21 protein-coding genes, 29 tRNA genes, 2 pseudogenes and 2 CRISPR repeat arrays are annotated in these 23,567 nt (G+C 42.9%); of the genes and pseudogenes, 9 read left to right on the top strand and 43 right to left on the bottom strand.

Going from position 1 to position 23,567, the window contains the following annotated elements:
* Nucleotides 1-20: 20 nt before the first annotated feature.
* Nucleotides 21-593 carry an NYN domain-containing protein gene (locus tag RS893_RS24790; RefSeq protein ID WP_315788300.1) on the bottom strand — a complete coding sequence of 191 codons (573 nt, stop codon included), beginning with the start codon at nt 591-593 and terminating at the stop codon, nt 21-23.
* A gap of 256 nt (nt 594-849) precedes the next feature.
* Here RS893_RS24790 and RS893_RS24785 point away from each other — a divergent pair, with 256 nt between their 5' ends.
* The 3 genes from RS893_RS24785 to RS893_RS30395 all read left to right on the top strand — a co-directional run bounded on the left by RS893_RS24785 (nt 850) and on the right by RS893_RS30395 (nt 2,596).
* Nucleotides 850-1,818: an NYN domain-containing protein gene (locus RS893_RS24785; protein ID WP_315788299.1), complete on the top strand. Its 969-nt coding sequence runs from the start codon at nt 850-852 to the stop codon at nt 1,816-1,818.
* A gap of 46 nt (nt 1,819-1,864) precedes the next feature.
* Nucleotides 1,865-2,185: a DUF2281 domain-containing protein gene (locus tag RS893_RS24780; RefSeq protein WP_315788298.1), complete on the top strand. Its 321-nt coding sequence runs from the start codon at nt 1,865-1,867 to the stop codon at nt 2,183-2,185.
* Between the two features lie 309 nt (nt 2,186-2,494).
* Nucleotides 2,495-2,596: a PIN domain-containing protein gene (locus tag RS893_RS30395; RefSeq protein WP_396336387.1), complete on the top strand. Its 102-nt coding sequence runs from the start codon at nt 2,495-2,497 to the stop codon at nt 2,594-2,596.
* A gap of 163 nt (nt 2,597-2,759) precedes the next feature.
* Nucleotides 2,760-3,314: direct repeats of the CRISPR family, unit length 36 nt; unit sequence GTTTCCAACTAATCCGAATTAACCCAATCGGTGGGG.
* A 90-nt stretch (nt 3,315-3,404) separates the two neighbouring features.
* A CRISPR array of direct repeats spans nt 3,405-7,542; the repeat unit is 36 nt; unit sequence GTTTCCAACTAATCCGAATTAACCCAATCGGTGGGG.
* Between the two features lie 218 nt (nt 7,543-7,760).
* On the opposite strand, the gene cas2 is transcribed toward RS893_RS30395, so the two are convergent.
* The 13 genes from cas2 to RS893_RS24715 all read right to left on the bottom strand — a co-directional run bounded on the left by cas2 (nt 7,761) and on the right by RS893_RS24715 (nt 13,513).
* Entirely contained in the window at nt 7,761-8,036 is a 276-nt protein-coding gene (gene cas2, locus RS893_RS24775) for a CRISPR-associated endonuclease Cas2 (RefSeq protein ID WP_315788297.1), read from the bottom strand.
* Nucleotides 8,037-8,354: 318 nt separating this feature from the next.
* Nucleotides 8,355-9,359, bottom strand: a complete 1,005-nt coding sequence (cas1, locus tag RS893_RS24770) for a CRISPR-associated endonuclease Cas1 (RefSeq protein ID WP_315788296.1) — start codon at nt 9,357-9,359, stop codon at nt 8,355-8,357.
* A 121-nt stretch (nt 9,360-9,480) separates the two neighbouring features.
* Complete coding sequence (locus RS893_RS24765) at nt 9,481-10,449, bottom strand: reverse transcriptase domain-containing protein (protein WP_315788295.1); 969 nt, start codon at nt 10,447-10,449, stop codon at nt 9,481-9,483.
* A 124-nt stretch (nt 10,450-10,573) separates the two neighbouring features.
* Nucleotides 10,574-11,071 (bottom strand): DUF4174 domain-containing protein, encoded by a 498-nt coding sequence (locus RS893_RS24760; protein ID WP_315788294.1) that lies wholly within the window; start codon nt 11,069-11,071, stop codon nt 10,574-10,576.
* A complete protein-coding gene (locus RS893_RS24755) occupies nt 11,055-11,972 on the bottom strand; it encodes a ParB/RepB/Spo0J family partition protein (protein ID WP_315788293.1) in 918 nt (305 codons plus the stop codon). Before RS893_RS24755 ends, RS893_RS24760 begins: the two co-directional genes overlap by 17 nt.
* 76 nt (nt 11,973-12,048) lie before the next feature.
* Complete coding sequence (locus tag RS893_RS24750; RefSeq protein ID WP_315788292.1) at nt 12,049-12,216, bottom strand: hypothetical protein; 168 nt, start codon at nt 12,214-12,216, stop codon at nt 12,049-12,051.
* A gap of 24 nt (nt 12,217-12,240) precedes the next feature.
* The gene (locus RS893_RS24745; RefSeq protein ID WP_315788291.1) at nt 12,241-12,600 is read right to left on the bottom strand and encodes a ParA family protein; all 360 of its coding nucleotides are present in this window, start codon (nt 12,598-12,600) and stop codon (nt 12,241-12,243) included.
* A 308-nt stretch (nt 12,601-12,908) separates the two neighbouring features.
* Nucleotides 12,909-12,991 (bottom strand) — tRNA-Ser (locus tag RS893_RS24740).
* 107 nt (nt 12,992-13,098) lie between these two features.
* Nucleotides 13,099-13,172, bottom strand: a tRNA-Ala gene (locus RS893_RS24735).
* A 6-nt stretch (nt 13,173-13,178) separates the two neighbouring features.
* A tRNA-Arg gene (locus RS893_RS24730) sits at nt 13,179-13,250 on the bottom strand.
* A 6-nt stretch (nt 13,251-13,256) separates the two neighbouring features.
* Nucleotides 13,257-13,332: transfer RNA gene (locus tag RS893_RS24725), tRNA-Val, on the bottom strand.
* Nucleotides 13,333-13,337: 5 nt separating this feature from the next.
* Nucleotides 13,338-13,409, bottom strand: a tRNA-Lys gene (locus RS893_RS24720).
* Between the two features lie 8 nt (nt 13,410-13,417).
* A tRNA-Thr gene (locus tag RS893_RS24715) sits at nt 13,418-13,513 on the bottom strand.
* Nucleotides 13,514-13,591: 78 nt separating this feature from the next.
* Here RS893_RS24715 and RS893_RS24710 point away from each other — a divergent pair.
* A complete protein-coding gene (locus RS893_RS24710) occupies nt 13,592-14,191 on the top strand; it encodes an HNH endonuclease signature motif containing protein (protein ID WP_315788290.1) in 600 nt (199 codons plus the stop codon).
* A 14-nt stretch (nt 14,192-14,205) separates the two neighbouring features.
* Here RS893_RS24710 and RS893_RS24705 read toward each other — a convergent pair.
* The 24 genes from RS893_RS24705 to RS893_RS24590 all read right to left on the bottom strand — a co-directional run bounded on the left by RS893_RS24705 (nt 14,206) and on the right by RS893_RS24590 (nt 17,412).
* Nucleotides 14,206-14,279: transfer RNA gene (locus RS893_RS24705), tRNA-Leu, on the bottom strand.
* A 108-nt stretch (nt 14,280-14,387) separates the two neighbouring features.
* Nucleotides 14,388-14,463 (bottom strand) — tRNA-Lys (locus RS893_RS24700).
* 9 nt (nt 14,464-14,472) lie between these two features.
* Nucleotides 14,473-14,546, bottom strand: a tRNA-Leu gene (locus tag RS893_RS24695).
* 3 nt (nt 14,547-14,549) lie between these two features.
* Nucleotides 14,550-14,650, bottom strand: a tRNA-Arg gene (locus tag RS893_RS24690).
* A 6-nt stretch (nt 14,651-14,656) separates the two neighbouring features.
* A tRNA-Val gene (locus RS893_RS24685) sits at nt 14,657-14,731 on the bottom strand.
* 5 nt (nt 14,732-14,736) lie between these two features.
* Nucleotides 14,737-14,809, bottom strand: a tRNA-Val gene (locus tag RS893_RS24680).
* Between the two features lie 5 nt (nt 14,810-14,814).
* A tRNA-Thr gene (locus RS893_RS24675) sits at nt 14,815-14,910 on the bottom strand.
* A gap of 8 nt (nt 14,911-14,918) precedes the next feature.
* Nucleotides 14,919-14,995, bottom strand: a tRNA-Met gene (locus tag RS893_RS24670).
* A 117-nt stretch (nt 14,996-15,112) separates the two neighbouring features.
* Nucleotides 15,113-15,188, bottom strand: a tRNA-Lys gene (locus RS893_RS24665).
* A 4-nt stretch (nt 15,189-15,192) separates the two neighbouring features.
* Nucleotides 15,193-15,264 (bottom strand) — tRNA-Lys (locus tag RS893_RS24660).
* 25 nt (nt 15,265-15,289) lie between these two features.
* A tRNA-Pro gene (locus RS893_RS24655) sits at nt 15,290-15,366 on the bottom strand.
* 5 nt (nt 15,367-15,371) lie between these two features.
* A tRNA-Leu gene (locus RS893_RS24650) sits at nt 15,372-15,452 on the bottom strand.
* Between the two features lie 9 nt (nt 15,453-15,461).
* Nucleotides 15,462-15,536 (bottom strand) — tRNA-Gln (locus RS893_RS24645).
* Nucleotides 15,537-15,675: 139 nt separating this feature from the next.
* Nucleotides 15,676-15,750: transfer RNA gene (locus RS893_RS24640), tRNA-Asn, on the bottom strand.
* Between the two features lie 9 nt (nt 15,751-15,759).
* Nucleotides 15,760-15,836: transfer RNA gene (locus RS893_RS24635), tRNA-Phe, on the bottom strand.
* Nucleotides 15,837-15,842: 6 nt separating this feature from the next.
* Nucleotides 15,843-15,916: transfer RNA gene (locus tag RS893_RS24630), tRNA-Arg, on the bottom strand.
* Nucleotides 15,917-15,921: 5 nt separating this feature from the next.
* Nucleotides 15,922-16,028 (bottom strand) — tRNA-Ser (locus RS893_RS24625).
* Nucleotides 16,029-16,032: 4 nt separating this feature from the next.
* Nucleotides 16,033-16,114: transfer RNA gene (locus tag RS893_RS24620), tRNA-Tyr, on the bottom strand.
* A gap of 6 nt (nt 16,115-16,120) precedes the next feature.
* Nucleotides 16,121-16,271 (bottom strand) — tRNA-Glu (locus RS893_RS24615).
* A 59-nt stretch (nt 16,272-16,330) separates the two neighbouring features.
* Nucleotides 16,331-16,397, bottom strand: a tRNA-Ser gene (locus RS893_RS24610).
* A 22-nt stretch (nt 16,398-16,419) separates the two neighbouring features.
* Nucleotides 16,420-16,490 (bottom strand) — tRNA-Trp (locus tag RS893_RS24605).
* Between the two features lie 3 nt (nt 16,491-16,493).
* Nucleotides 16,494-16,570 (bottom strand) — tRNA-Glu (locus RS893_RS24600).
* 3 nt (nt 16,571-16,573) lie between these two features.
* A tRNA-Asp gene (locus RS893_RS24595) sits at nt 16,574-16,673 on the bottom strand.
* A gap of 202 nt (nt 16,674-16,875) precedes the next feature.
* Complete coding sequence (locus RS893_RS24590) at nt 16,876-17,412, bottom strand: HNH endonuclease (protein WP_315788289.1); 537 nt, start codon at nt 17,410-17,412, stop codon at nt 16,876-16,878.
* Nucleotides 17,413-17,981: 569 nt separating this feature from the next.
* Here RS893_RS24590 and RS893_RS24585 point away from each other — a divergent pair.
* A protein-coding gene (locus RS893_RS24585; protein WP_315784082.1) for an IS1 family transposase occupies nt 17,982-18,673 on the top strand; the annotation gives its coding sequence in 2 pieces (ribosomal slippage) (nt 17,982-18,306 and nt 18,306-18,673; 693 coding nt in all).
* Between the two features lie 31 nt (nt 18,674-18,704).
* On the opposite strand, the gene psb34 is transcribed toward RS893_RS24585, so the two are convergent.
* Entirely contained in the window at nt 18,705-18,875 is a 171-nt protein-coding gene (gene psb34, locus RS893_RS24580; protein ID WP_315788288.1) for a photosystem II assembly protein Psb34, read from the bottom strand.
* Nucleotides 18,876-19,151: 276 nt separating this feature from the next.
* Nucleotides 19,152-19,382, bottom strand: a complete 231-nt coding sequence (locus tag RS893_RS24575; protein ID WP_315788287.1) for an EF-hand domain-containing protein — start codon at nt 19,380-19,382, stop codon at nt 19,152-19,154.
* 850 nt (nt 19,383-20,232) lie between these two features.
* Between RS893_RS24575 and RS893_RS24570 the strand changes: the two genes are divergently transcribed.
* On the top strand, nt 20,233-20,796 hold the full coding sequence (locus RS893_RS24570; RefSeq protein ID WP_315788286.1) for a hypothetical protein: 564 nt from the start codon (nt 20,233-20,235) through the stop codon (nt 20,794-20,796).
* Between the two features lie 61 nt (nt 20,797-20,857).
* Here RS893_RS24570 and RS893_RS24565 read toward each other — a convergent pair whose 3' ends face one another.
* Together RS893_RS24565 and RS893_RS24560 are read right to left on the bottom strand one after the other, a co-directional pair.
* Nucleotides 20,858-21,397, bottom strand: coding sequence for a tyrosine-type recombinase/integrase (locus RS893_RS24565; protein WP_315788285.1), 540 nt, complete (start codon nt 21,395-21,397; stop codon nt 20,858-20,860).
* A gap of 26 nt (nt 21,398-21,423) precedes the next feature.
* Nucleotides 21,424-21,702 carry a hypothetical protein gene (locus RS893_RS24560; protein ID WP_315788284.1) on the bottom strand — a complete coding sequence of 93 codons (279 nt, stop codon included), beginning with the start codon at nt 21,700-21,702 and terminating at the stop codon, nt 21,424-21,426.
* On the opposite strand from RS893_RS24560, the pseudogene RS893_RS30390 reads away from it, so the two are divergent.
* From RS893_RS30390 to RS893_RS24550, 3 genes and pseudogenes are all read left to right on the top strand, one after another.
* A pseudogene (locus RS893_RS30390) lies at nt 21,629-21,982 on the top strand (TniQ family protein); the annotation flags it as partial. The gene RS893_RS24560 and the pseudogene RS893_RS30390 sit on opposite strands and share 74 nt — an antisense overlap.
* A 93-nt stretch (nt 21,983-22,075) precedes the next feature.
* Nucleotides 22,076-22,855, top strand: a pseudogene (locus tag RS893_RS24555) (transposase); the annotation flags it as partial.
* 56 nt (nt 22,856-22,911) lie between these two features.
* A complete protein-coding gene (locus tag RS893_RS24550; protein WP_315792089.1) occupies nt 22,912-23,094 on the top strand; it encodes a tyrosine-type recombinase/integrase in 183 nt (60 codons plus the stop codon).
* 139 nt (nt 23,095-23,233) lie between these two features.
* On the opposite strand, the gene RS893_RS24545 is transcribed toward RS893_RS24550, so the two are convergent.
* Entirely contained in the window at nt 23,234-23,566 is a 333-nt protein-coding gene (locus tag RS893_RS24545) for a DUF5615 family PIN-like protein (protein WP_315788283.1), read from the bottom strand.
* Between the last annotated feature and the right edge of the window lies 1 nt (nt 23,567).

The raw sequence follows: 23,567 nt of genomic DNA, 5'->3' as shown, positions 1-23,567 counted from the left end.
GACGCGATTAATCGCGTCTCTTAATCAAAGACATTCGCGTTGCCAATTCTGTGATAACTTTGATTTTCATTTTGGGCATTAAATTTATCAAATACTTCGATTAAGTCCACAACACTATTGGCGGAATTTTTTAATTCACTACCTAGAGATTGTTCCACTGAAGCGACTTCAACCCGCATTCCACGCTTTCTGAGTTTTTCTGCTAGATAAGCAAAATCAGAATCTCCAGTCACCAAAACAACAATATCTGGTTTAACTTCTAGAGCTAATTCAACAGCATCCATCGCCATTACAACATCAACATTAGTTTCATACTCATCTCCTTTTGCTTTACCTTCTTTGGAGACAACTAGAAAGCCATTACTTCTTGCCCAATAAACAAATTTCTCTTTAGTTTTACGTTGTTCTTCAAATCTCTCTCTAGCCGGAGGTAAACCAATATAAATCACCATTTCAATCAGTTCTCTACCTTCCTTGGGATCGGCTAGATAGTCCCGAATTTTATGCCAGTCTATCTTTCTGTTAAAGCTTTGGGCTGAGAAGAAAGTGTTATCTGCATCTGCAAATATTAACACGCGACAATTTGTTTTCATACGCCTCACTGATGTTTTTTGGATTTGTGCTTGCGCTTGTATGTTTGTTATTAAAACCTATGGTTGGAAAGGGGGAGTTCCTTCACATACAGAACCCCAACAACACCTGTAAAATCGGTGATTTTGTTTGTCATGAGTGGAACAGTAAAGTAGGGTGCGACTAATGCACCCGACAAATTGAACTTGGAACAATCCCTTTCCGTTCATCTTTTATATTGAGTTTGTCGCAATCAAAGACAAGCAAATAAATATTCTTATGAAATTTGATAGAGCAATTCTAATTACGATGAGTTTCTCGGTTGGATGTATTGTGACTGGTACTATCACAGAGAAACCTTTGCTGAAAGGAGTGGGTGAAGTGGCTGCGATCGCAGCTATTTCTTCTAAAGTACTTGTCAAACAAAATACCTCAGACACAAACAAGCAAGAACAATTGACTGAGTTTAAAAAAGAAAATTCTTGTCTGCAAACTCAACTTCAGCAGACACAGAACGAACTAAATAAATTGGGAAAAAAATTCCAAACTCAAGATACTCGTCAACGCCTTAACCTTTCTGAACTGCAAAAATTGCAGCATCAGCAAAAAATAGTCTTAAAAACAATCGCTCATCTCGAATGCAAGTTAGCCAGTAATGAGAAAACTGCTTCCATCAAACCCGATAGTTCTACTCAAAACTCAAAACAAACCTCTAGTAAACCCCTCACCCAATCTCAAGAATCAGTCACTCGTGTATATATAGATGGTAACAACTTAAATTTTGCCCTTCAGGGATTGCTAGTTGAGCTTGACTACGATGCGTTACGGATAGAACTCACTTCATTTGCTACTTGTACAACTTTTAAATATTATACAGGTGTTTTAGAACCTGTTACTGAAGGACACAAGCGGTTCATTGCTTATTTAAAACGTCTGCGTTATGAAGTGGTAGAACTCCCTGTCTTACACCGTTGTGATAGCAATGCTTTCAAAACTGTTGGTGATGATGTCAAAATTGCTGTAGACATGATTGGTGAAGTCAAAAGTGGAGATCAAGTGATTCTTGTCAGTGGAGATGGGGATTTTATTCCAGCTATTGAAGAAGTTCAACGTCGGGGTGTGAAAGTTACTATAGTTGCGAAAAAGGGGATGTTGAGTGAGCAACTTTCCCAAATAGCTGATGATGTTGTCTTGTTAGATGATATTCAATATAAAATCGCTAAGTATAGAAAGTTAAATGTGGCTTAGAGACCAGAGTTTTCAATACAATGGAGAGAAGCTATTAGAGGTAAAAATGACTACTAAAGATTTATTAATTCAAGAAATAGAGACTTTACCACCGGAATTGCTAATAGAAGCACTCGATTTGATTCGTTCTATTAAGGTTAGTCATGCAAAAAAGGAGTTGGAACCAGTCCAGCAAGAATCTATCCCGTTAACTGATTCTACAAAATCGAACAGCGAGCAAGAGCAACTTACATACCGTCCTGCTTCCGGACGTTCTATCCTCCGACACGCAGGAACTTGGGAAGGTGATGATTTTGAGGAATGTCTTCAATTAGTATATGCTACCCGTGGTCAAGCTAAATTTGATGACGAAAACCCATTTGAATAATGTATTTATTCGATACAAATCATTGTAGTGCCATTATCTTAGGCAATATAAATGTTATTCGTCGTCTTAGTGAAGTTGGAGAAAATAATATTGCAACTTGTGTAATTGTGCAGGGTGAACTGACATTCACGATGAAAATCTCAGCGCAGAGAAGTAAATCTTGCTCGGTTAGTAGAGTTTTTAGAAGATATTCGTATCTACAGGGTAACGGAATCTACAGCAACTATCTACGGTCAATAAAAATCAGCTTTATTCAATCAATTTGCACCCAAGGATAAAAACAAGCGGCGAAAAACTAGAGTCACTGATTTGGGTTTTGATGAAAATGACCTTTGGATAGCTGCTATTGCGCTGCAAAATAATTTGACTGTTGTTTCAAGTGATAGTGATTTTTACGAATTCAACAACTGAGAAAATTTGCTCTTGAATCTTGGGTTTGAATTGCTGTAAATCTATTTGAAAGTTTTAGCAAAGTTTTTTTAAAAGGGAGAGAATTATCTCTCCCTTTTTTTATCCGAATTAACCCAATCGGTGGGGCTGCCTCGAAAAATCTTCTTTGTTTTGAAACTTGAGGGTTTCCAACTAATCCGAATTAACCCAATCGGTGGGGGAGGTCTATCTCGCCTTGCCGGTGTAGCTCATAAGGTTTCCAACTAATCCGAATTAACCCAATCGGTGGGGGAAATGGTTCCAATTCAAGGGTGTTTTGTTCTCTTACGGTTTCCAACTAATCCGAATTAACCCAATCGGTGGGACTTTGATGCTGAATTGAGTGATCTTCCAGATAACCTCTGGGGTTTCCAACTAATCCGAATTAACCCAATCGGTGGGGTACCGACCTGGATTTGTGCGTTGGAATTTATTCTGGTTTCCAACTAATCCGAATTAACCCAATCGGTGGGGGCCTCGGTGTTGCTGTAAAGCCCAGCACTGCGTCTAAAAGTTTCCAACTAATCCGAATTAACCCAATCGGTGGGGAACGGCAAAGAATTACGCAGAGGTTGTATACCTTCTGGTTTCCAACTAATCCGAATTAACCCAATCGGTGGGGACTCTGCTACTACTATCGGCGCCCAGCGAGGTCCTTATAGACGTTTCCAACTAATCCGAATTAACCCAATCGGTGGGGGTAACCATGGCTATTTCATTGCAGCGCGGAGTAGGTTTCCAACTAATCCGAATTAACCCAATCGGTGGGGATGTCCCAAGCGGCATCAAAAGTTTCCAACTAATCCGAATTAACCCAATCGGTGGGGGGGCGTCCAACCGCTACAGGTGCATGTTACAATAAGTTTCCAACTAATCCGAATTAACCCAATCGGTGGGGTCTTCTGAAGGCTTTACCGCCGCAGAATGCGCCACTATGCAGTTTCCAACTAATCCGAATTAACCCAATCGGTGGGGAACATGGTATCCATCTTCAAAGCACTCTGCTGTTAGTTTCCAACTAATCCGAATTAACCCAATCGGTGGGGTACGCTGCTCCGCTTTAGCTGGCTGGGTCGGTAACCGTCGTTTCCAACTAATCCGAATTAACCCAATCGGTGGGGAAGACCAAGAATTGCAGGAAGCAGCCAACCTTGCGTTTCCAACTAATCCGAATTAACCCAATCGGTGGGGACGTTTTGGAGTAACGCTATGAATAACAACGAGTTTCCAACTAATCCGAATTAACCCAATCGGTGGGGTTTTGTCTGAACCGCCGATGGGTCCAATAAATTGAATGGTTTCCAACTAATCCGAATTAACCCAATCGGTGGGGGACATTTGCCTGGTTTACCGGCGGACTCCTCCGTTTCCAACTAATCCGAATTAACCCAATCGGTGGGGCAAGTCGTAAGTTCAGAAACATCAGAGAGTCTGACGCCCCGTTTCCAACTAATCCGAATTAACCCAATCGGTGGGGTCACCTTGATCGCAGGAGTAGGCTTCACGCTCGTTGTTTCCAACTAATCCGAATTAACCCAATCGGTGGGGTTTTATCCACCTTCGCAAGAGGAGGGTGAACGTGAAGTTTCCAACTAATCCGAATTAACCCAATCGGTGGGGCCTAAGACTGCTCGAGCCGTTTCTACGCCAACCCGAGGTTTCCAACTAATCCGAATTAACCCAATCGGTGGGGTCTCGCACGGCAACAAACCCGGCTTGGGCAGCGTGTCGTTTCCAACTAATCCGAATTAACCCAATCGGTGGGGCAAAAAGCAGTTGCTAATCCACCTCGTGCTCAAAGTTTCCAACTAATCCGAATTAACCCAATCGGTGGGGGGAGACGGCCCGCCTGCTTGGGCTGCGGCTCAAGAGTTTCCAACTAATCCGAATTAACCCAATCGGTGGGGTCCAAAAGGGGCAGATTCTGATGCTCCACCTCGACGTTTCCAACTAATCCGAATTAACCCAATCGGTGGGGAATCACGATTATGGGTTTATCGATTAACTGCCGGAACGTTTCCAACTAATCCGAATTAACCCAATCGGTGGGGGGTACGAAAATCTTCCAGGCGATCTCCCGGTTAGAAAGTTTCCAACTAATCCGAATTAACCCAATCGGTGGGGATTACGCTGGCGGCGGAAAAAACTGGAATGCACTGGTTTCCAACTAATCCGAATTAACCCAATCGGTGGGGGGTAGTTCAGCAACACACGTTGATGCAACGTGTTTCCAACTAATCCGAATTAACCCAATCGGTGGGGTCCATTTGCTCCATCTGCCTTGGCTCAAACTGCAACGTTTCCAACTAATCCGAATTAACCCAATCGGTGGGGTCTCTAAAAAATGCGGATGGCAGCTAAACGATACTGTTGTTTCCAACTAATCCGAATTAACCCAATCGGTGGGGCCTAGATGGAATAGGGCAAGACACGCTAGGGTTTCCAACTAATCCGAATTAACCCAATCGGTGGGGTTTAGGCTCTGAGACATCGAGACACTTGTTGCTGTGGGTTTCCAACTAATCCGAATTAACCCAATCGGTGGGGTAGCAGGCGACTCGGGTAATGACCGGGATATGCTCGTTTCCAACTAATCCGAATTAACCCAATCGGTGGGGTATTATGTTTTAAGTAGGTAGGAAGGGGTATGTCGGTGTTTCCAACTAATCCGAATTAACCCAATCGGTGGGGGGTACAGCGATGTGCCTGTGCGCGAGCAAACTAAGCGGTTTCCAACTAATCCGAATTAACCCAATCGGTGGGGTATTTCCTGATTCGGCATCATGCCCAACAGGATATAGTTTCCAACTAATCCGAATTAACCCAATCGGTGGGGTCGGGTCAGGGTTCAGGCGATGATGAGTGGGCTAAAGTTTCCAACTAATCCGAATTAACCCAATCGGTGGGGTCACATGAACACTGTGGTGATGCCATTGGATCGTGGTTTCCAACTAATCCGAATTAACCCAATCGGTGGGGCACAGCAGCGCTTTGATGCATTTCGGGATTCTTTAGCGTTTCCAACTAATCCGAATTAACCCAATCGGTGGGGAGCCTGACCACCTGTTTACTATAGACCTCATCCGGGGTTTCCAACTAATCCGAATTAACCCAATCGGTGGGGGCAGAACTATTCAGGCGTTGACCATACCCAAGATATAGTTTCCAACTAATCCGAATTAACCCAATCGGTGGGGTTGTCTGCACAGGCAGCCAAAGTAGGACTTACCATTGAGTTTCCAACTAATCCGAATTAACCCAATCGGTGGGGAACATCAACCAAATCCTGTTGCCTAACCCTGTTCGTTTCCAACTAATCCGAATTAACCCAATCGGTGGGGTACCTGTAAAGCCCGCTCAAGCGAAAGACGCTATTGTTTCCAACTAATCCGAATTAACCCAATCGGTGGGGATTACAAAGTATGCCAGCTGTCCCACTAGCTTAGCGTTTCCAACTAATCCGAATTAACCCAATCGGTGGGGAAAACGCTTCAGGTAATAATGGTTCAAACGTTCTCGCGTTTCCAACTAATCCGAATTAACCCAATCGGTGGGGACGTCATTTTGCTGCCATCTAACGTTAACTTTTTGGCAATGTTTCCAACTAATCCGAATTAACCCAATCGGTGGGGGAGTTCCAGATTGCAGATAGCGGCAACGAGGGTTTCCAACTAATCCGAATTAACCCAATCGGTGGGGAACTGTAGCCATCAACGACAAGGGGAATTACGTAGTGTTTCCAACTAATCCGAATTAACCCAATCGGTGGGGAGTCATTTGTTATTCCGGCACGTATAAATCCTCAAACGTTTCCAACTAATCCGAATTAACCCAATCGGTGGGGACCAGAGTTGCAAATACTCAACAGCAAATTATAGGGTTTCCAACTAATCCGAATTAACCCAATCGGTGGGGTCGTCTCGGTGAAATGGATGAAGTCTTTGTTTCAAATGTTTCCAACTAATCCGAATTAACCCAATCGGTGGGGCAGGCAATAAAGATAGAGGTGAACAGAAATGTAGACGTTTCCAACTAATCCGAATTAACCCAATCGGTGGGGAAGCTACGAATCAAAAACATTGAGGAGATGTTAAGTTTCCAACTAATCCGAATTAACCCAATCGGTGGGGGCCCTGTACATTGTCAATCTACCCGTGGGAGGATATCGCGAGGGTTTCCAACTAATCCGAATTAACCCAATCGGTGGGGCCGATCAATCAGACTATATCGGCTCCGCTCCTGACGAAGTTTCCAACTAATCCGAATTAACCCAATCGGTGGGGCATCATCGGCGGTTCTCTGTTGGTTGTGGGTAAGTGTTTCCAACTAATCCGAATTAACCCAATCGGTGGGGTAGGATTCTGCAGTTGCCTGGGTTTAATCGCCGCGTTTCCAACTAATCCGAATTAACCCAATCGGTGGGGGCTCGCGCTTCCATCGATAACCCTGGCTCTGCACTTGTTTCCAACTAATCCGAATTAACCCAATCGGTGGGGCGTCGGGCAAGCCGAGTTGCAGAATCTCTGCCACGGCAAGTTTCCAACTAATCCGAATTAACCCAATCGGTGGGGACCAAGTATTGCCCAACAGAATGCTGTTCCAATCATTGTTTCCAACTAATCCGAATTAACCCAATCGGTGGGGTCGAAGGCGCAATCGCGGCCAACAATTATCGTGCAGTTTCCAACTAATCCGAATTAACCCAATCGGTGGGGGTGATACGAACAGACGTCCGCGCGCCAGCGCAGGTTTCCAACTAATCCGAATTAACCCAATCGGTGGGGAATGCGAAACCAGAAATTCGAATTCGGTGAGCACGTAACGTTTCCAACTAATCCGAATTAACCCAATCGGTGGGGACTACTTTCGCTTCGGCGAGAACGCGGTCTCTCGTTTCCAACTAATCCGAATTAACCCAATCGGTGGGGAGTTCGTCTAGCAGCCCTTACCCAGTAAGGGTTTCAGCCGCCAAATCGACACCACTGCTAAAAGTATAGTACATCCTCCCAAAAATCGAACAAAACACATATCTTAAACCCTTACCTAGTAAGCAATCGACACCACTCAACGAAAAATATAGGGTTTTGGGGATTTGGTGAGTGGTGTCGATGACCATGTTCCAAAACCTACCTAATTATCCTAAAACCTAGATAACATAATACTTTGGTGGTGCTGCTGGTTCTTGACCACCAATAGTTAACACTCTGGAAACAGCTTCTTCCGAAATCCAATAAAATCTCACATTGTCCTGGGATGGTATGACAAGTTTTTTTGATTTCTCAAAAAGTTGCCGCATTTCCTCCAAACTTAAAAAACATTCAAACACAGAAAACTGTACTCTTCGCCCGTAACCCTCTAGAAAATTGGATAACTTAGTCCGCCTTTTATCATCAGGAATATCATATACAACAAGCACTAACATATGAAAGGAGTAAGAATTAATACTTCACGAGAATATAAGCTTTTTTACTGACAAGATATAAGGGTTAACTTAAATCATAAGTATGTTAGGATGTCCAAATATATTATAAATATCGACCGAATTTAATTATGCGTTACCTAAAATTATTATAGAGACGTAGCATTGCTACGTCTCTACACATCTGTGAATTGTAAATTCATATTTTGTTTAACAACGCCCTCATCTTAAAAGGATTTTTTCTGTAAGCCAAGGATTGTGAATCCTTGGCTTATGGATTGATAATTCCACCAAACCCAGAAACCCAAAATCCAAAAATCTTTAACCTGCCCTTAAAAAAGATTCATAGGGAACTCCAGATAACAAACAACGTTTATATCTTCTCACCTGTAACTGAATCGCATGTCTGTATGTCACTTGAGATATTAAATCTGGATGAGAAACTTCTTCATTCATCCGATTTTCAAATTGTTTCAAAAAAACTTTTCGCGCAGATTGGCTTAAATACACCCCTCCCGTACTAGCAACCACATCAAAATCTTTCGGTTTAACTAAAGAATGGTTAATAATATTTAAAACCAAACTATCAACAATAGGAGATCGAAATTCCTCCATCAAATCGAAAGCTAAATATGCCTTTTGCCTCTCACCATAATGAAAATTACCTATATATGGAGAAAGTCCTTCCGCAATAATAAAACTCAACACATTATTAAACAAAAGTGTATAACCAAAACTCAATAAAGAATTCACCTCATCAATAGGAGGTTGACGAAATCTCTGGGAGAAACTAAAAGCAGAATTAGTAATCAACTTCCCAAAAGCTGGAAAATATCTAGCAGCAGCAATCCCTTCATAACCACGCAATGCATCCAACTCATCTACATATTCCAAGGCATCAATATCTTGATTAATGCCATAAATAGCCTTTTCCACATCTTCTAATTTGCGTTTTCGATTAAATCGCATTAACAACTGCTTGGAATTCATTAACTTACCCAAAACAACAGCTTTAGATACACTAAATTGAAAATAATCATCATTACGTCTTTCAATTTGGATTACCTGATTATCCAAATGAGTAGATTCTTCACTCCACAAATGACCATGATATCTACCGTTTTGGCTGAGAAATAATACTGGAATTTGTTCTTGTAAGCAGACTTGAAGTACAGGAGTAGATAGTTGAATATTACCAAATACGAGAATTTGCTGTACTTCCCGAATCAGGATTTCAAGTTTGGGCTTTTCTGAGACATGAATAATAAAACGTTGATAGTCTTTATAGATATTTGTCCCTTGTTCAATTAAATATATAGCTGCCATTTCTTGATTCCAAAGATTTTTTTGCTCATGTGTTGTCTCATCTTCATTTAATGAAGATGATGATTCTATTTCTGTTGTTTTCAGATAGGGTTGATGTAGAGACGCGATATCTTGTATCTGGTCATCTAACGTCGCAACTTCCTCTTTTTTTTCCTCTGACCCAAGCTTGAGACTTTTTTTTACCTTTATTTTTTTCTAGCTTTTCTATTCCAGATTTCAGCTTTTCATCTTTAACATTTACAGGAAATATGGCATTCTCTAAAAAGCCATGACCTAAAAACCGAAACCCCCGCTCAAAATTAGTAATTTGGGTTTTCTCAGTATGCATCATCAATCCCATAGAATCAAGAAGATTAGAGACTTCTGAGTAAGCTGATAAAATTCGCTCTTGAGTCTGGGATAAAATTAAAAAATCATCAGCGTAGCGCACCAACTTTAAATCTGATGAAGATATCACCCGGTCAAATTCATCCAGATAAATGTTAGCCAGCATCGGCGAAATAACGGCTCCTTGTGGGATACCTTTTTTTGGTAATACTACTCCTGATTCTGTTAATATCCCAACAGAAATCCAAGATTTAATCAAACATAAAATTCCTGGATGATCGACGTGTAATCTAACTTCTTTTAATAACCTTTGATGATCGATATTATCAAAAAATTTAACGACATCAGCATCTAAAACCCAACAGTAACCACTATCTCGCCAATCGGCGACTTTCTCAACAGCATTTAAATAGGAAAGATTGGGACGATAAGCAAAACTAGCCGGGGAAAATTTCTGCTCAATTACAGGGTAAAGCACATTCAATAACGCTTGCTGAACAATTCTGTCCCGGACTGTGGGTATTTTTAATTCTCGCTGACTGCCATTTTTTTTTTTAGGAATTATTACTTGCTTGCAAGGACGAGGTTGATAAATGCCATTAGCAACAGCATCTCGCAACTGATAAATATTCAGCGTCTGATTACTGGCAAAACTATCAATAGTTTCCCCATCTACACCTGCACAACCTCGATTTTCTGCTACCTTTTCCCAAGCACGTTGAAAGTTACTTAAATCGAGAAATTCTTGAACAATTCTGGTCATAGGAACTTTGAATAAAATTTATTTTTGAATATAGTTCCTAAACGGAAAGGGGAGTTTCCAACACCAGAAAATCACTTGATTCTCAGTAGATACTCAGTAAATAAAGCTATCTGTGCAATTCTAATTACTTACTACCTTGCTCTCGTATTTCTTGCTGTCGCATGGGCATAGCATCAATCTCAGCAAAAATTGTTGTTGCCTGGACTGGTATAGTGTCATGGCGCTTAACGCCACCGTCTTTACCTATCAAAAAGACATGAAAATCGTCTTTACCTACATTAAAGCGATCGCGCAACTTGGTAGTAGAAGACTCATCTATTTGCTGTTCGTTGGCATAGCTGTTACCTTGAGTTAAAACTTGAACTTGAACTAAATCCCGGTCTGCAAAACCAGTTTTATACTCTTGCAATAACTGCATCTGCTGCTGGTAGTCACGATTTTCAACAGATGGTGCAAACACTAGTAGGACGCGGTTTTCCCATTGTTGAGAACTCAGGCTAAAAGAGGACATATTGATGGCATGATTAGTTGAACTTTGAACAGTACCAGCTTCGCTCACTAGCGATAAAATGTACTTAAGTACCACAATATTGGTTGGTGTTTCATCAATTGGTCTTGTCATCTTTCATCAATGCTTCTAACTGTGCCAACAGCTTCTCTACCTTGGCTTTTTTCTTGGGGTCATCCCACACTTTAGATTGTTTGAAGCGGCGTAAAGTATCATCAACTTGGTCTTTTATTGATGAGGTTTCTGGGAAAAATTGCTGCTCAATTTCTTTAATTTTGCGTTTGATTTCATTGAGTGAGAGATTGTAGGCTATGGCATTCTCTAGCAGTTCTTTTCTAGTTTCCTCATCACCAACTCGTGCGATCGCTTTGGCTTTACTTGTCTCCAATTTCCCCTGGCGCAACACCTCTAAAATGTCGCTGGGTAAATTGAGTAAGGGCAGACGATTACTGATAAATGAATCTAGTTTGATGTTGCCGAGTGAGGTTAAACAAGATTGCACTACAGCAATTACATCATTGCCAATAACGTTATTGGTGGCGAGTCTACCCCGAAGTTGGTTTTGGATGTGATGCAGCAGTGGTGGTACTTCTTGGGGTGAAATTTTGAGCTTGACAGCTAAAAGCCTTACAACTCCATCTGTTTCTTCAAGGTCAGTGAGTGCTGAACGAGCAAAGTTTTCTATGAGGGCAATTTCTAGGGCATCTTCGTCATTAAGTTCGCGGACGACTACAGGGACGGATGCAAGTTCAAGAATCTGTGCTGCTCTGTAGCGTTTTGCCCCTGCTACTACTTCATGTTGCTTACTACCAGGGATAGGACGAACCAAAAGCGATTCGAGTATGCCGTTTTTTCTGGCACTAGCAACTATTTTTTCTACTTCTTCTGGGTCAATGTAGTAGCGCAGTTCCTCTTTGGGCAACACAATCAAACTTAGAGGCATAGTAGTCGGCTTTTTATTTGCCTCCTCGTCCCTAAAGATGAAATCTTCTACCAGTCGTCTATCCTTTGCCATTGGCTACCCCCAAGGCTTCAGTAAAAAGTTCCTCAAAGTCCTTGGCTGCACGTTTGGCTGTTGCTCCCCCTAATCCTCAAACTGTCGTGCCTTGCCCTGGTGCATCGGCAATTACTTGGAGGTCATACACCATCGTTTTTAGTAGAGGAAACCCTGTATTTTTCTGTGATAATGCTCTTTGGGCATCTTTGAGCAGGACAGTCCCTTTTTTGGCCTGATTTAAAAACAAACCTACATGAGGCATTCCCGAACGTAATTCTCTTGCTTGTCATAGGATACGTAACATCTTGGATGTACTGTGCATATCTAGACCTGCTGGTTTACAGGGTACTAAAGCCAAGTCACATCTAGATAAGATTGCCTTGGTTGTCTCACTCAGGCTACCTGGACCGTCTACAACTACAGCATCATATTGTTCTGCTAGTGCTGGAAGTTCATCAAATAAATCATCCGGGTCTATCATTGTTTTACACGGCAGTTGCAGGTCTTTCATCCAATTGGTACTGCTAGCTTGTGCATCTGCATCCCCAACCATCACTGTTCCGCGTTGGCTTAACCAATATGCCAAATGCCCAGATACAGTGGTTTTGCCTGCTCCCCCTTTTTGGTTCGTTAACCCAATAATCATAATTTTTAGACGATGCGTGCTAAATGTACTACTGCGCTTTCATCACGATTAACTTTCACTATTTAGCAGCAATAGTATCAGTTTTTTTATGAGATGACTTGATAGCATCCCATTTATGTTGTTTTGAAGATAAATTCTTTGCCAATAACGTTATTGGTGGAAATGCTTTTATTGAGAAAAGCGGTTTTTTGGAAAATCTTAGTTGGTATTAAACCAACGGAAAAGCTAATCCACCAGGGAGGTACTGCCCCTCCTGTATCTGTGTTATCAGCACATCGCCGTGGCGGAGTCGGCAAAAGAGTGGAAAACGGAAGATGGAGGAATTGAACCCCCAGGTGTGACCCTGCTCTAGTTTTCAAGACTAGTTGCCCTCCCTTGAGCAGCATCTTCCATGAGGGGTGTCTGACGGGACTTGTAGCTTGCTTCCGCGAAGCGGTACCCGTTATGACTGGTTCCACAAAGGGGCGCCGCGACCGCTTTGGCTTCAAACACCAAAAGTGGAATCAAGGGGATTTGAACCCCTAACCTCCCGCTTGCAAGGCGGACGCTCTAGCCAGTTGAGCTATGACCCCAAATAGCAGGAGTGAAGGGACTTGAACCCCTACAAATCGATTTAGAAGATCGATGCCCATCCATTAGGCGACACTCCCATAAATTGGTAGCCCTGGCAGGAATTGAACCCGCTACTTCCTCTTTGTAAAAGAGGCACTCTACCAACTGAGTTACAGGGCTAAAAGAGCGATCGACGAGACTCGAACTCGTACCGTGAGGAGAGGAAGACTCTGATGCTGCCGTTACACCACGATCGCATTAGTCAAGCTGGTGACAGGAGTTGTAGCTTGCTTCTGCAAAGCAGTACCCACAACAAAGCTGATTACAAGTCAGTTGCTCTGCCACATTGAGCTACACCAGCATTTGGTAGCGGAGCCGGGATTTGAACCCGGTACGTGAGATTGAGCTATAGTGTTGCCAGAGGTTTAGGGTTGTTTTTGTGTCTCAAAGGCTTTGTGAATTTTGTTCGATTCCTTTAATAAGACGTGAAGAAGAAAAAACTCGTGATTTTGCTAAAAGAAGATTTTGTAACAAATCCTGCTCAACAAGATACACAAATATAAAGCACCCGAAACCCAAACTAGGAAGGCAGATCAACTGCTTAGGATGCAACACAATCGTTCACCTCAAACCCTACAAGGGAGGGGGCTACATTAGACGAAAGTATTGCGATGCCTGCCTGAAAAAGGCTAAAGGAAAGATTGCTATTGGAAACCAAAGAAAGCCTGATTTTCTACAGAGAACCAAGGCAGAGGTTTTTTCTAAGAGTGCTTCTTGGCAGGCTGCTAGAAGCAAAGTTCAAAGGAGTGCCTCTAAGCTGTTTCACCAAAAATACCCTCAAGCCTCCTGTCAGATTTGTGGATATGACAAGCACATTGAAGTTTGCCATATTGAACCTGTTAGTAGCTTTCCTCAAGATGCCTTAATCTCTGAAATAAATGCATTGTCTAATCTTGTAGGCTTATGCCCTAACCATCATTGGGAATTTGATAATGGATTACTAATCCTACCCCTTGAAAAACCTCATAGCGCACCATAGCTCTATCTCCGCGATACCCCTGACTGGATTTGAACCAGCAACTTCCAAATTTTAAGTTTGGCACCTCTTCCAATTGGGTTACAGGGGCATAATTTGGTGAGCAGGAGTTGTAGACAGGAAGTGGCTTCCCGCAGGGTACCTGTGGAGCGCCTGATTAAGAGTCAGGAGCATAACCGTTCTGCCAAACGCCCATATTTGGTGGGTCGCCAGAGACTCGAACTCTGATCACTCCGCTTAAAAGGCGGGAACTCTAGCCATTGAGCTAACGACCCAATTTTTAATACCCTTGGTGGGATTTGAACCCACAAAATCTGGTTTCTAAGACCAGCACGTTTGCCAGTTTCGTCACAAGGGCAAATGGTCGGAGTGGTAGGATTTGTAGACGCGGTAGCGGCTTCCGCAGGTACCTACATAAAACCGTTTAGAAGACGGTTGCCTTGTCCATTAGGCGACACTCCCATAAATTGGTAGCCCCGGCAGGGATTGAACCTGCAACCCTCTGTTTGTAGGACAGTTGCTCCACCATTGAGCTACAGGGCTACGAGAGCGAGTGATGGGATTTGAACCCATGCGCGCTCGTGTGGCGCACTCAGATGCTAGCCACTACATCACACCCGCATCGAAGCTGGTGACAGGAGTTGTAGCTTGCTTCTGCGAAGCAGTACCCGCAACAAAGCTGATTACAAGTCAGTTGCTCTGCCACATTGAGCTACACCAGCACTAATTTTGGTGACGGGGGCAGGAGTTGAACCTGCCGATGTTCAGGTTATGAGCCTGACGAGCCACCGTTGCTCCATCCCCGCGATGTTACCAAATACCCCTGACAGGAGTCGTAGACGCAAAGCGGCTTCTCGAAGAGTACCTGCAACAAACCCGGTTTAAGCGGGCTACGTCTGCCAATTGCGTCACAGGGGTTTGATTTGGTGGGCTGTGTAGGGGTTGAACCTACGCACTTCTGCTTAAGAGGCAGCTGCTCTGCCAACTGAGCTAACAGCCCAAGGTGGGTCGCCCAGGGGTTGAACCTGGATAAGTCCGCTTAAAAGGCGGCTGCATACCCGCTCTGCCAACGACCCAAGTTAGTACAAAAACAGAAGCAAATGGTCGGGATGGTAGGATTTAAACCTACGACTCCGTGACCCCAAATCACGGCTTCTAGACCACTGAATTACATCCCGATATCTGGTACTCCTGACGGGAGTCGAACCCGTACAAAATAGACTGTTTTTGAGACAGCCGCCTCTTCCAATTGGGCTACAGGAGCATACATAGGCTGGGAAGGCAGGAATCGAACCCGCGAGATCCTGAGCCAAAATCAGGTGGCTTTACCAACGTCGCCTACTTCCCAATAATTGGTTGCCGAGGTTGGGGTCGTAGACACGAAGTGGCTTCCCGTTCCCTCGAAGAGGGTTCCCGAAGGGTAGGGTACCAACTTCTCCATGATTCAGAGTCACGGTGACTTTCCAAGTCGTCCACTCGGCAATGAATGGCTGCCCCAGCAAGAGTCGAACTTGCAACATCGCGGTTAACAGCCGCGTGCTCTGCCATTGAGCTATGGGGCAATGTGCCAGTCCCCCAGGTCGGAATCGAACCGACGACCTCTGATTTTTCAGACCAGCGCTCTCTACCAAAACTGAGCTACCGGGGGATAAGGCGAGAATGGAGAGACTTGAACTCTCAATCTTCAGTTTCGTAGACTGATGTGTTATCCAGTTACACCACGTTCTCAAAGGCGGAGAGAGAGGGAGTTGTAGGCGAAGCCTTCCCGAAGGGTACCCACAATGAACTTGCATCCACGACTGTTTAGCAAACAGCTTGCCCTGCCAATAGCAATCTCTCCATGATGGGTCGGGCTGGAATTGAACCAGCAATACTGAACGCGGCGGTTTTACAGACCGTTACCTACACCAATAGGTGAGCCGACCCATGAGGCAGTGCCGACAGGAATTGTAGACGCGTTCGCGCAGCGTGTCGCTTTGCGACTCAGCGGCTTCTCGTTCGCCGTTAGGCGTTCCCGAAGGGTAGAGTACCCGCAAACCCAGGATTGAAAGACCTGTGGCTTTACCAATTTGCCTACAGCACCAAGAGTGAGATTTCTACCACGTGCAAGTTTGAGAAGCTGTTTTTTTCAGCCTCCAGGTTTGGCGGAGGCTGTAGGAGTCGAACCTACTTCGGTTTTATAGACCGATTAACCAGTTTGTAAGCTTCCCGTGTTAGGACACGCAGTAGAACGCAAGGACTAGGATTTGAACCTAGAACAACAGTTTTGGAGACTGTGATGTTGCCGTTACACCATCCCTACATTTGGAAGCCTTGACGGGAGTTGCACCCGCTTCTCCATGCTTGAGAGGCACAGCGACTTGTCTATTTGTCCACAAGGCTACACGGGGATGATGAGATTTGTAGACGCGGAGCGGCTTCCGCAGGTACTCACGATCTTTCGCTCGACAGGCGACTGCTTTAAACCGGACTAAGCTACACCCCCACATTGGGTGGCAATTATTCAGTTTTCATGGTTCTGATAGTGTTAGCTCTGTGCCTTTTTGGGAGGCTCTTTTGCTTTACTACATTTATACTACATAATGTAGTATAAATGTGTCAAGGGCGTACTACAAAATTTTTTGAGAAGTGAGAGGGCAGTGTTATTTAATCGCGGTATTACCCTCTCTGATTGAGTTTGAAGTCAATTACTCAGATTCACTCAGGCGTTGTACATTCCAAAACTGTTCGGCAAATGCCACTGCTGGGTGAATCGGGGCTTTAGGCTTGGTTTTCAGTACCATTCCCGCTTCATGTGGCAGGCGATCGCTCTTGGTTGAGTTGCATTTTTCGCACGCTGTTACAACGTTGTCCCAAGTATGCTGTCCACCTTTTGAGCGGGGTATTACATGTAAGAGCGTTAAATGCTTGGTACTACCGCAGTATTGGCAGGTGTGGTTGTCTCGCCTCAAAACTTCACGACGGTTGACAGGAGGTACTTTCCAATGCCGTTCGGGATTGCCAACAGTTAAGCGGATATGTGATGGTACTTGTAGTACAACGCTGGGTGAACGGACTTCCCACTGCTTTGTGCTGCTGAAATCCAACGACTCTGCCTGACCCGTGACTAACAGCACAACAGCGCGTTTGATGTTAATCCGTGCCAGTGGTAGGTAGTTTTTGGAGAACACCACCACTGAGTTTTGTAATATGTGTGGTTGCTGAAAAGGTGGTTGAGCTTCCATAAGTTAATTTACTCCTCAAAAAATAACCCCCGCCTCTGGTGAAGATAAGCGGGGGTCAGGTAGTTGATACTTTTGTCCCTATGTTGGTGCTAGACATCTGCACCTCCCGCTCTGGATAAGTTGATCCCGATTCAGCCATTCGGCAATTGCTCCCAAAACGCCTACATTTGTAGATTTATCGGCGCAGCTAAAGCGATATGTTCTTCCCTCAAACGCAAACAGCGCAATGACTCTGCCTAAACCCTGGCTGGGTCGGCAATGCATCGCGCTACTAATGGTTGAGGAGAATCTGCGTATCATTGAAGGCTTGTAGTATTTGTAATGAATACTAATATTACATATGTAGTATGTATTTGTCTACTGTGCAGTTTTGGGGGATGAGCATGACAACCAGGCGATCGCCCTTTGGTGAAGTGTGCCAAACAGAATCTCGTGCGATCGCACCCAAACAAAAAAACCCGGTGTTAAGTACCGAGGCAAAGAGGAAGTACAAATGACGATAAGAGATATAGCGAGAAACAAAAAATCTGGCGTTGCATAATAGCGGTATGAATTGAGGTCAATTAATCATGGAATGTCCACGCTGTGGATCTTGTCATAACCGTAAGAATGGAAAGAAAAGAGGTAAACAGAATCACATTTGCTGTGATTGTGGTCGTCAATTCATTGATGTCTATAAACCACCCAGGGGCTACTCGGATGAAATCAAACAAGAATGCCTAAAAATGTACGTCAATGGTATGGGATTTCGTGGAATTGAAAGGGTGAAAAACGTTCATCATACTACCATTATTCATTGGGTTAAACGAGTGGGTACACAATTGGCGGATACACCAAATTCAAAGGAAATTCCGCAGGTGGGAGAACTAGATGAATTAGAAACATTTATTGGTTCAAAAAAAATAAAATCTGGTTGTGGACGGCGGTAAATCACTTTACTCAAGGTATTCTTGCTTGGGTTTTAGGTGATCGTAGTTCGACTACTTTCCAACAGTTATGGAACATTGTCCAGTGTTGGCAGAGTTATTTTTACGTCACAGATGGATACCCTGTTTACCCTTGTTTTGTTCCTGATGGTGACCAAATTGTGAGTAAGACCTACATGACACGAGTCGAAAATGAAAACACAAGGCTTAGACATTATTTGGCTCGTCTTCATCGTAAAACTTTATGTTATTCCAAAACCGAGGAAATGCTGAGATACTCTGTTCGATTGTTATTGCACTACCTCAAATATCGTTCTGTTCCCTTACCTGCCTAAAACATACCTTTATTCAGCAACGCCAAAAATCTTAGCTAACACTAAAAGCAACCAAAACTAGAGTAGTGACAATTAAAGATGCAAAAACAGCTTGGATAACGTATTTGCGTTGTTCCCAAATTGCAGGGTACTGGGCATAGTACATCTTGGGTTCAGTTGCGTAGTTATTGAGAACACCGTCTTCGTTAACTGTTGTATACATAGCTCGTTTCCTTTATTTGTATCTTTATGTAAATTAATATAACAATATTGTTACAAAAATTCAATAAAACTTGACAAAAAAAGTTAATAGCGTTAATTATAACTGCTTATCAGGAATAGGAGATTCAGGCGATCGCAGGAAGTGCGATTGTACCTATCACGATTACGCCATCTCCAGCGCCCAAAAAATCGCTCTCCTACAACAAAACCCCTCTCAAGGTATCCTGGAAGGGCTAATAAGGGTAATAGGGGGTAGGATACCCTTGTTTTTTGAGTGTTAGTTTAAATTCCCTGCTTTCTCAACAACTTTCTTTAACTCTTCAAAGGTGATACTACCGTCTTTATCTCCATACATAGCTAGCAATTCCTGGGGGCTACTGATACCGGTTTCTGCTGAGATGATTGCACTTAAGCCAGGGCTTAGAAAAAGCTCATTAATGGAGACTTTACCATCTTGATCGGTATCTAAGGTATCAAAAAGAGATTGAAGTTCTTGTTCGGTTGCCATAATTTTTCTATCTGAATTAATTTTTTCAATTTAATATCTCAAAATCTTGACAAAGACGCAAGAACGGTTAAGAAAAACTTAATCACTTATTCCTACCGCGACTCAGTAGGAAGCGTGACTTCTATCAGGCTTTACACCGATATAACCCCCCTGTTTGCAGCCACTACCTAACGCGATCGCACCTTATCGAAGCCCCTACCACAAAGACAACTGCCCTGGCAAAACATTTGACTTTCCGCCTTGATGGTAACAAAGGTGACACGCACTGCAAAGCGCAATCAGGTTTTCCGCACAATTATTAGATGGATTTCTGTCCCAATGATGGGTTTGTAGTGTGCGTTTCATTCTTTCGGAGCGCGTCAGTTTAGAAGTATCTTCACCAGGGTCAATGCACTTTAACCCGCATTTTTGACAGTGCCAAAGAGCCTCTTTTTTAACTGCTAGAGCAAGGTCTGACCAATTTTTAGGATAAAGCCGACGGTTAAACTTCATCTTACTGTTAAAGTTTTATTGTTTGTGGGGAGATCGCAATTAAACTGGTGCGCTCTGTCTGTTGTATGGGCTTATACTACTTACTCGTAATCATTCTCTAGAGAATGGAGCATTAAGTTAATGATCAAGTTTATCAAAAAGGCTATTCGAGATATATCTTCGGGGCGTAACCTCGAATATTACGTCACGTTAGTTTTTATTCTCATCATTTTTGCTTTAGATATATTTAATCTTGCTTCACCCGACATTTTGACTAATATTACATTAGCTGTTTTAGCCTTAGTTGTTTCTACCAGCCTGAGCACACGAGAAAGTCTTGAAGAGTTATCGTCCAAGCTGATCAAGCCCCAAAGCGCAGATGATTTTTTCTGGAGAGTCGCGTTCAATCGAGCCTGATTTGTCACAAGCAAAATATATCGGCTTTGCAGGTGCTGTCCTAAGTCGAACCCTTCGTGATTATTCAGCGATTTTAGAGGAGCGATTGAGGGTTGGTGCAAAGGTACGAATAATTCTTATGGATCCTAATAGCACAGCACCAGATCAAGCCGTACTTCGCAGCAAGGGAATTAGTAGTCGTCAATTCTATATTGATTCATTACGTCCCACACTGGAAAGAGTTGGGATATTAGCAAATTCTTCTGTTCAAATCGAATTAGGATTACTTCCATATAAACCTGCATTCGGAATAGTAGTGATTGATCCTGATGAACCATATGGACGAATAATTGTAGAAATGTATCCACATCATTCAGATTCATTCGCTCTTACTTTTGAGTTACAACCGAATCGAGATTCTCACTGGTATAAGTATTTTCGAGAGCAATTTGATACCTTGTGGAATGGTTGTAATCAAAGGCACTTTTCAGGGAAAGAGATATATAAATTAGTGGAGGAGGTTCGAGGTATTTCTGGAAGTCCTTAACGCAGCCATTCCACCTTGCTGCCGTTGTACATGAATCAACCCAGAGGCGATCGCACCCCCATTACTCATCCTCATCTGGTAAATACAAAGAGCTACTATCAGTTGGTCGGGCGTGGAGATACATTTCAGTAATCGCCACCGAACTATGACCCAGTGTTTTCTGTAATAGGTGTATCGGCGTACCCCGGTCGAGACTATGCGATGCATGAGAGTGCCGCAGCCAATGGGGACTAACATTTCCTTCTAACCCTGCCCTTTTGGCTGCATTTTTTACTATATGAAAAACCATACTCCGGCACAGATGCCCACCTTTACCCGAAACAAACACCGGGTCATCTTTACGTGAGTTGCCTTTTAACTCTTGAATCTCTCGCCAAATACCCGCACCCACTAGCACAGTTCTAGTTTTATCACCCCTACCAAACACTGTGATTTTTCCGCCATCGCCACGCGCCTTGAGGTCACGCCACTTTAAGGCACACAATTCCGATACCCGCAACCCTGCAAAATAAAGTAAACGGATAATCGCGCGATCGCATTTGTTAGTGGTGTTATTAATTACTAGCTGTACTTCCGATTCAGTTAAAATTCGCTCTGCCAATCGATTTTTTGCTGTTGGGGACTTAACTAGTATTCCCAAAATGAGATGACACCTAACTCATTGGCAAATGAGAAAAGGCTTTTGATGGCTCCCACAGCTACTCGCTTGGAGTTATTACTTCCCCCAAGGGTAATTGACCACATTTGAATGTCCATGAGGGTGCATTCACTTAAAGCTTTGTTGCCAATGTGGCGAAAAAACCTCTCGGTATAGCGACGATACCCGTCAACGGTGTTGGCACTTTTGCCATGTAGCCACAAATCAACGAGTTCGGAGTTAGTGAGTGTCGTTGGAGTATTCAACATTGGAGGAATTTATGCGAATTTATTTTATCCTCACAAAGATGATTTACAGAAACTGAGTCTGCTATCAGAAATAGAGTCAGATATTCTTTGGTCGATGGCTTGGACTTCCAATAAACAGAGTCATAGTATAAATCTGAATACAGTAAAGATATTGGGAGAGTCAGTTCCAATCCAAACCATAAGTACACGAAGGGTGAAACTTTGTCCCATTTGTTTGCGCTCTGCATTTTATTGTCGGTCAATTTGGGATTTATCTTTGATCACAACTTGTCCATTACATTACTGTTTATTAATTGATTATTGTCCCCAATGTAGTAAAGATATTAAATGGTCGAGACCAAGAATCGCGATATGTAAGTGTGGATTTGACTCGGAATTAGCAATTAAATTAATAGATGTGACTTTAAGCCGTGGTTATCAACCAGGCATAGTCATTGTAGATGCTGGATATGGTAATAACACATCCTTGTTACTAAAATTAGAAAATCGCCAACTAAAGTATTTAGGAGGGTTAGCTAAAAATCGCAAAGTTATTCTCAATGTGCAAGATAATATTCAACAAGCAATTAGGCTAGATGAATTAGCACAATGCCTGCCCCAAGAGGCTTTTACAGAAACTAAACTCAAATTATATAAACCCAAAACATTATGGGTGGCAACTAAAGAAGTAGAGATAACAGGACTAAGTGGAAAGTGAAATATTGCTATCGTCATGAACGCTGCGACTTTCACAGATGCCACTGATATTGACTATTTCATCACCAATGTTTCAGCATCAATTGTCACACCACAATGGATAGTTGATACATATTCTCAAAGGAATTGGGTAGAAGTTTTTTACCGGGAAGCTAAAGGATGGTTAGGGCTTAAAGAATATCAAGCTCGGGATAAAAGGAGTTTGCTACGCCATTTTATTTTGGTTTTCTGTGCCTATACTTTTATTCTTTGGCATCAGTTAACTGGAGGATTAAGACGACGGTGGGCTAACAAACCTTTAAACACTTTTACTGTAGACGCGCCTTCTTCGGCTTCTCGAAGAGTAGCTTTAGAAGCGTTCAGAACAGCCATGTCTTTTCGATTTATTGATTGGTTGAACTTAAATCGTGACGTGTTTGCTGCTTACAAAGCTAGTTTGGGTTACGTTTGGGCTTGATTTTTGTCTAAGTCCCGTTAGAAAAGTATGCAACGGCTGCGGGACTAAACAGAGCCATCTCTCCTTATAGACTGCGACATTTCCTGCTAACGTGGCTAAAAAAGCAAGGAATTGATGATGCACTGATTCAACCTTACTCTGGACATTCGTCCCGGCAATCACTGGAAGTTTACTCACGATTGTCCATAGGAGAAGCCCAAAAAGAATACGACTCTGTGATCGGAAAGTTCCCTGTGTAATATTTATGTACTATTTTGATGCTCTGCTTCTAAACTAAACTGTTTAGTTTGCCCCTGGCCGCAGCTTCCGTAACACTACCCCTAATATTAGATGTTTGATGGGCGAATAAACCTTGTTCGCCTAATACTCTTGCTAGTTTTACCTCAAATTCTCAAACCTTTTAGTACCATCTTCTTCTATATATAGGACACGGTTTAACATATCGCGTCCATTTTCTAATTCAGTAAAAATTGCATTTACAGCTTCTTTGACAATAGTTATTTGCTCATTTCTAGATAAATCTCCCTGGCAAATGAATACAATACCAGCATAGATTTCTGTAGCACGATCAAACTTTTCAAAATCCCGAACATTTGCTGTTACAAGAATACGCTCCTCATTAAAAGCATATTCTAAAACTTGATAATCTTTTGCACCAAGTAAAGAAAGATCTCTAACAGCAATTGCATCAATAAAAAGCTCGTTACACAAG

This window comes from Fischerella sp. JS2, assembly GCF_032393985.1.
Lineage (GTDB): Bacteria > Cyanobacteriota > Cyanobacteriia > Cyanobacteriales > Nostocaceae > Fischerella.
Note: the sequence above shows the minus strand (reverse complement) of the source record. Positions and strands in the feature narration are given on the sequence as shown.

Bases quoted from the DNA above. Each gene is read 5' to 3' on its own strand.
- RS893_RS24790 (WP_315788300.1), bottom strand. From the start codon at position 593: ATGAAAACAAATTGTCGCGTGTTAATATTTGCAGATGCAGATAACACT.
- RS893_RS24785 (WP_315788299.1), top strand. From the start codon at position 850: ATGAAATTTGATAGAGCAATTCTAATTACGATGAGTTTCTCGGTTGGA.
- RS893_RS24780 (WP_315788298.1), top strand. From the start codon at position 1,865: ATGACTACTAAAGATTTATTAATTCAAGAAATAGAGACTTTACCACCG.
- cas2 (WP_315788297.1), bottom strand. From the start codon at position 8,036: ATGTTAGTGCTTGTTGTATATGATATTCCTGATGATAAAAGGCGGACT.
- cas1 (WP_315788296.1), bottom strand. From the start codon at position 9,359: ATGGCAGCTATATATTTAATTGAACAAGGGACAAATATCTATAAAGAC.
- RS893_RS24765 (WP_315788295.1), bottom strand. From the start codon at position 10,449: ATGACCAGAATTGTTCAAGAATTTCTCGATTTAAGTAACTTTCAACGT.
- RS893_RS24760 (WP_315788294.1), bottom strand. From the start codon at position 11,071: ATGACAAGACCAATTGATGAAACACCAACCAATATTGTGGTACTTAAG.
- RS893_RS24755 (WP_315788293.1), bottom strand. From the start codon at position 11,972: ATGGCAAAGGATAGACGACTGGTAGAAGATTTCATCTTTAGGGACGAG.
- RS893_RS24750 (WP_315788292.1), bottom strand. From the start codon at position 12,216: ATGCCTCATGTAGGTTTGTTTTTAAATCAGGCCAAAAAAGGGACTGTC.
- RS893_RS24745 (WP_315788291.1), bottom strand. From the start codon at position 12,600: ATGATTATTGGGTTAACGAACCAAAAAGGGGGAGCAGGCAAAACCACT.
- RS893_RS24590 (WP_315788289.1), bottom strand. From the start codon at position 17,412: ATGGAAGCTCAACCACCTTTTCAGCAACCACACATATTACAAAACTCA.
- psb34 (WP_315788288.1), bottom strand. From the start codon at position 18,875: ATGTATACAACAGTTAACGAAGACGGTGTTCTCAATAACTACGCAACT.
- RS893_RS24575 (WP_315788287.1), bottom strand. From the start codon at position 19,382: ATGGCAACCGAACAAGAACTTCAATCTCTTTTTGATACCTTAGATACC.
- RS893_RS24570 (WP_315788286.1), top strand. From the start codon at position 20,233: ATGATTTTTTCTGGAGAGTCGCGTTCAATCGAGCCTGATTTGTCACAA.
- RS893_RS24560 (WP_315788284.1), bottom strand. From the start codon at position 21,702: ATGTTGAATACTCCAACGACACTCACTAACTCCGAACTCGTTGATTTG.